Below are 4,786 nucleotides of genomic sequence, written 5' to 3'. Positions count from 1 at the left end.
AGCGAATCATGCTGTCAAAGCCGCGATCGATGAAGCCCTCAAATGCAAAGAGTCTGGCGAGAGTAAGGTAATTTTATTCAATCTCTGCGGTCACGGTCACTTTGATATGCAGGCATACATGGACTATCAAGCCGGAAAACTCGTCGATACCGAGTATAGTTCGGCAGAAGTAGCTATGGCTCTGGCTGGATTGCCCTCTGTTTAAAATTAGCGATAACGTCGTGTGAGTGGCTCATGGCTCATTCAATCCAAGTTATTTTTTATTAAAACTCCGATGATGAACGAACAGAATAAAGCTTTAATCCTCCAGTTTTACAAAGCCTTTGACGATCGCCATATCGAATGATTTTCTCAACCTATCATACAGGAGACAGCTATGAAGATACTCGAACATAAAGTTGCTTTAGTTACTGGCGGAACTTCGGGAATTGGTAAGGCAACTGCCTTGGCAATGGGTGCAGCAGGTGCCAAGGTAGTTTTTTCGGGCAGACGGGAGGAGGAAGGCGAAGACACCGCCAATTTAATTCGTCAGTCTGGGGCTGAATGCTTATTTGTCCGATCGGATGTAGCGAGTGAAACAGATGTCCAGACACTAATTCAGAAAACAGTCGCAACTTATGGCAGGCTCGATCTTGCCTTCAACAACGCTGGTATCGTGTCACCAGCAAAGCCACTCCACGAGCATTCACTCGAACACTTCGACAATCTAATCGCGATTAACGTGCGGGGTCTATTCTTGTGTATGAAATACGAACTTCAACAGATGTTAACTCAAGGAGCTGGAGTCATCATCAATAATTCTTCAACAAACGGGCTAGTTGGGTTTGCGGGGATAAGTCTTTATGTTGCTAGTAAACATGCCGTGATGGGTCTGACGCGAGCTGCTGCCCTTGACTATGCCAAGCAGGGGATTCGGATTAATGCTGTCAACCCCGGATCGACTGCCACTGAGGGGATGGATCGCTTCGTTAACGAGATGGGGATCGCGACTAGCGATCTTGCCTCGATTGTCCCGATGGGACGAATGGGTCAACCTGAAGAAATTGCCGCCGCCGTTGTGTTCTTGTGCTCTGATGCTGCTAGCTACATCACAGGTCAGTCGCTAGTAGTCGATGGTGGATATACAGCAGGCTGAATCGAGCGAGAAAAAATAACGCAAATCTAGCCGATCTATCGTAAACAGAGTCGGTTCTAGCTGATTTGACAAGTATTGATAGGAGAAAACGATGAAGACACTTGCAGGTAAAGTTGCATTAGTTACAGGCGGAACTTCAGGAATTGGTAAAGCAACTGCACTAGCTTTTGGTGCCGCAGGCGCAAAGGTAGTTTTTTCTGGTAGACGCGAGACTGAAGGTGAAAATATTGCTAACTTAATCCGTGACTCTGGTGCTGAGTGTTTATTTGTACGATCGGATGTAGCTAGTGAAACAGATGTCCGATCGCTAATTCAAAAAACTGTCAAAAGTTACGGTCGGCTCGATATTGCCTTCAATAATGCGGGAATCGAAGGAGTTGCAAACCCACTACACGAGCAATCGATCGAAGACTTCGATCGAGTGATGGCGATTAATCTGCGGGGACTATTTCTGTGCATGAAATATGAAATTCAACAGATGCTAACTCAAGGATCTGGAGTCATTATCAACAATTCTTCAGCAGCCGGATTAGTTGGAATGTCCAGGTTCAGTCCTTATGTTGCGAGCAAACATGCCGTAATGGGGTTGACTCGTGCTGCCGCACTCGACTACGCCAAACAAGGAATTCAGATTAATGCTGTCAATCCAGGTTTTATTGCCACAGAGATAATCGATCGCTTTAGTACTAAAAATCCTGCTATGGAGCAGCAACTTGCGTCGCTTGTCCCAATGGGACGAATCGGGAAGCCTGAAGAAATCGCGGCAACTGTTGTGTTCTTATGTTCTGCTGCTAGCTACATTACTGGTCAATCTTTTGTGGTTGATGGTGGCTATACAGTCACCTAAATGATGAAATTTCTTTAAATATCCTGACCTACCAAATACTAGAAATCGAACATGACTCATTTTAGCATCATCTGCCCTGTCGCCACTGGACATCTCAATCCTATGACTACATTAGGATACGAGCTTCAACAGCGCGGTCATCGCGTTACCTTATTTGGCATTCCTGACGCTCGCGCTAAAACCTTAGCCGTTCAATTAAGCGTTGGCGAAGCCTCTCGTAAGAGAATCGCTATCTTGTTCGATAATTTCTAAAGTATCCAACGCGAAATGCGCCACAATCCGTTTGGCAGTAACGGGGCCGACTCCCTTAATCAAACCACTGCCCAAATACTTCTCAATCCCCGTCAGCGTTGCGGGTTTGGTTTCACTGTATTTGATAACTTGGAATTGTTGCCCGTATTGAAGATGTTCTTTCCAAGTCCCCTGGAGTTGGAGAGTTTGTCCGGCTTGGATATTTGCAAAAATACCGACAATCGTGGTTAACTCGCGAGCGCGAGGTGATTGGAGTCGAGCGACTGTGTAGCCGCTTTCTTCAGAATGAAAGGTAATCCGTTCCACCACTCCAGTCAACGAAACCTGGGGTGTAACTGAAGAATCGCCTAGTGTATTTGTCTGATAAGTAAGTAGACACTACAGTGGGAAAATAATAACAGACTATTTATCTATTTTAACAAATTGAATTATACATCGGCTAATCCTAGCAAGGATGCGATCGGGTAGGCTAAGATCGGTCAAAAACTTGGCATCATGGAATTAACAGAAATCATCGCCGAACTAGAGAACTATAACGGAACATTTCCTCGTCTAGCTTTAGAACGAGCGATTGCAGAGCGGGAAGCTATTACCCCCATATTATTAGCGACGTTAGAGGAATGGAAATCTAAGCTTGAGGAGTTGGCAGAACGCCCTAACTATTTCCTACATATGTATGCCATGTATTTACTTGCACAGTTTAGGGAATCTCAAGCTTATCAACCGATCTTCGAGTTTTTCTCGGTGCCTGGAGAGATCTCAATGGACGTTACTGGAGATCTAGTCACCGAGGATTTAGGCAGAATTCTTGCTAGTGTTTGTGACGGCAATATCGAACCGATCCAGCAACTAATCGAAAATCGGCAAGCAAATGAATATGTTAGAAGTTCTGCTCTCAGTTCGTTAATTATATTAGTCGTTCGAGCAAGCCTCGGACGAGAAGTCGTTATTAAGTATTTTGAGGAACTTTTTTCAACCCGACTCGAACGAGAATATTCCTCTATTTGGACTAATTTAGTGATGGAGAGTGCCGTCCTAGCTCCGATCGAACTCAAACAACAAATCGAGCGAGCTTTTGATGCGGATTTGGTGGATGAGTTCTTTTTCAGTCGAGAGGATGTCGATTACTATATCAACCTCGGACAAGAGGCATCATTGAATGAACTGAGCGATCGCAAGCATTATAATTTGATTCAAGATACAATTTCGGAGATGGAATGGTGGAACTGTTTTCAAGATAAAAAACTGAAAGAGTCAATCAGAAACCCTTTTGGTAAGAGAGATCTAAGTCTATCCCCTGAGAAAATACTAATGTCAACCAAAAAGAAAGCTCAGGGAAAGATGCAAAAACAAGCACGTCGAAAAAATCGAGCAAAGAAAAAATAATGCGATGGACAACTTAACTGGCATATTTACATGAGCGAACCAAACAATAGTAATTTAGACCCAAATGATGATATGACTCCATTAGATAGAGTCAGAAAACAGCTCGTTCGCGTAGCGTCCGCTTGCGGAATCGAATTTTAAGTCGCAACGAACAGCCCGACCCAGAACGACAACAGCAAGTTGAGTTAAAAGCAGAAGTCGAGCGATTGCTGGCAGAACACGATCTCCGTAGCCACCCAATCGATAACAAACGACAAGATGATGATGCCCTTGCCGAGCAACTTAGCGTTGGTGTAGCCTCTCGTAAGAGAATCGCAATATCATTCTGCGGCTAACAGAAATCAAAGGATTACTTGAAAGACAAGAACAAATTTACAAAGAAAAGCAACGAGCCAAGGAGCTTAGAAATAGAGCAATTAGTGAGTATCTCGTTCTGGGTTTTGTTTGGCTGATGGGTGCGTTTACTATGCTGATTTGGTTGCGGTTTTGATTTGACAAAGCAGGAGGTGAAGTACTACTATTTCGTCGATTTAGCCGCATTTGTACCAAGATTACCTAATTTCGGACTCCACCACGCTCCCTCCTTCCCACGAAAATAGGCGACATCCTTGTGTTTGGGCTTACTTCTAGCTTCCGCATCCGAACATCGCAGCATTGATTTGGATTGTCCATCCTTTATGTAACTATATTCCTCCAGCGGTTTCTGGCAAACCGGACAAGGATGTTCGGTTTGCTTCACTGGCGATGACTGCTCGGTTTTAGGTTGTGGAATCTGCCATTCATTGGATCGATCTGACCAAAACATCACCAACCCTTTACCCTCTGAATCTTTACATCCATCCTCACACTTGAGAAAATAGCCCTTCTTCACCTTTTTGGTCGGTACTTTAGACATTGGCTTGCTGCAAGTCGGACATTTAGAGCGCGATTTCTCCAGTTCCTTACCCTGAAAAGAGCCATAATCCTGCTCCGGTAGATTCTTAGTAGCTTTACTTAAAGCTGGCGCAAAATAGCTCCGGTTCCATTCAATCAGATAACTTTGCCATTCTTGCTGACCCTTCGAGATCGCATCAAGTTGAGTTTCCATTCCAGCGGTGAAGTCCGATTGAATCAACTCCGGTAAAGCTTGCATCAGAAAATCATCCACTTGCAAACCCACAGTCGTC

General features: G+C 44.4%; 5 protein-coding genes and 4 pseudogenes. 7 read left to right on the top strand and 2 right to left on the bottom strand.

Translation table 11 applies throughout. From position 1 onward, the window contains the following. The 5 genes and pseudogenes from RMO52_RS21070 to RMO52_RS24855 all read left to right on the top strand — a co-directional run. Positions 1-205: pseudogene (locus tag RMO52_RS21070) on the top strand (TrpB-like pyridoxal-phosphate dependent enzyme); the annotation flags it as partial. A gap of 18 nt (positions 206-223) precedes the next feature. Beyond that, a complete protein-coding gene (locus RMO52_RS21065; RefSeq protein WP_309744665.1) occupies positions 224-346 on the top strand; it encodes a hypothetical protein in 123 nt (40 codons plus the stop codon). 30 nt (positions 347-376) lie between these two features. Then, positions 377-1,135: an SDR family oxidoreductase gene (locus RMO52_RS21060; protein WP_310418203.1), complete on the top strand. Its 759-nt coding sequence runs from the start codon at positions 377-379 to the stop codon at positions 1,133-1,135. 91 nt (positions 1,136-1,226) lie between these two features. Next, complete coding sequence (locus tag RMO52_RS21055) at positions 1,227-1,982, top strand: SDR family oxidoreductase (RefSeq protein ID WP_309744661.1); 756 nt, start codon at positions 1,227-1,229, stop codon at positions 1,980-1,982. A 51-nt stretch (positions 1,983-2,033) separates the two neighbouring features. Next, positions 2,034-2,183 (top strand): annotated as a pseudogene (locus RMO52_RS24855) (glycosyl transferase family 1); the annotation flags it as partial. An 18-nt stretch (positions 2,184-2,201) separates the two neighbouring features. Here RMO52_RS24855 and RMO52_RS21050 read toward each other — a convergent pair. Then, positions 2,202-2,552: pseudogene (locus RMO52_RS21050) on the bottom strand (ATP-dependent RecD-like DNA helicase); the annotation flags it as partial. A gap of 177 nt (positions 2,553-2,729) precedes the next feature. Here RMO52_RS21050 and RMO52_RS21045 point away from each other — a divergent pair. Then, the gene (locus tag RMO52_RS21045; RefSeq protein WP_309744659.1) at positions 2,730-3,620 is read left to right on the top strand and encodes a DUF1186 domain-containing protein; all 891 of its coding nucleotides are present in this window, start codon (positions 2,730-2,732) and stop codon (positions 3,618-3,620) included. A gap of 122 nt (positions 3,621-3,742) precedes the next feature. Continuing rightward, positions 3,743-3,955, top strand: coding sequence for a hypothetical protein (locus RMO52_RS21040; RefSeq protein WP_309744657.1), 213 nt, complete (start codon positions 3,743-3,745; stop codon positions 3,953-3,955). A gap of 182 nt (positions 3,956-4,137) precedes the next feature. Here RMO52_RS21040 and RMO52_RS21035 read toward each other — a convergent pair. Then, a pseudogene (locus RMO52_RS21035) lies at positions 4,138-4,786 on the bottom strand (DNA topoisomerase I); the annotation flags it as partial.

This window comes from Chamaesiphon sp. OTE_8_metabat_110 (assembly GCF_031382685.1).
Lineage (GTDB): Bacteria > Cyanobacteriota > Cyanobacteriia > Cyanobacteriales > Chamaesiphonaceae > Chamaesiphon.
The sequence above is the reverse complement of the archived record's forward strand: the minus strand, read 5'-3'. Positions and strand labels throughout refer to the sequence as shown.

Excerpts from the sequence above, each read along its gene's own strand:
- RMO52_RS21060 (WP_310418203.1), top strand. The coding sequence starts at position 377 with ATGAAGATACTCGAACATAAAGTTGCTTTAGTTACTGGCGGAACTTCG.
- RMO52_RS21055 (WP_309744661.1), top strand. The coding sequence starts at position 1,227 with ATGAAGACACTTGCAGGTAAAGTTGCATTAGTTACAGGCGGAACTTCA.
- RMO52_RS21045 (WP_309744659.1), top strand. The coding sequence starts at position 2,730 with ATGGAATTAACAGAAATCATCGCCGAACTAGAGAACTATAACGGAACA.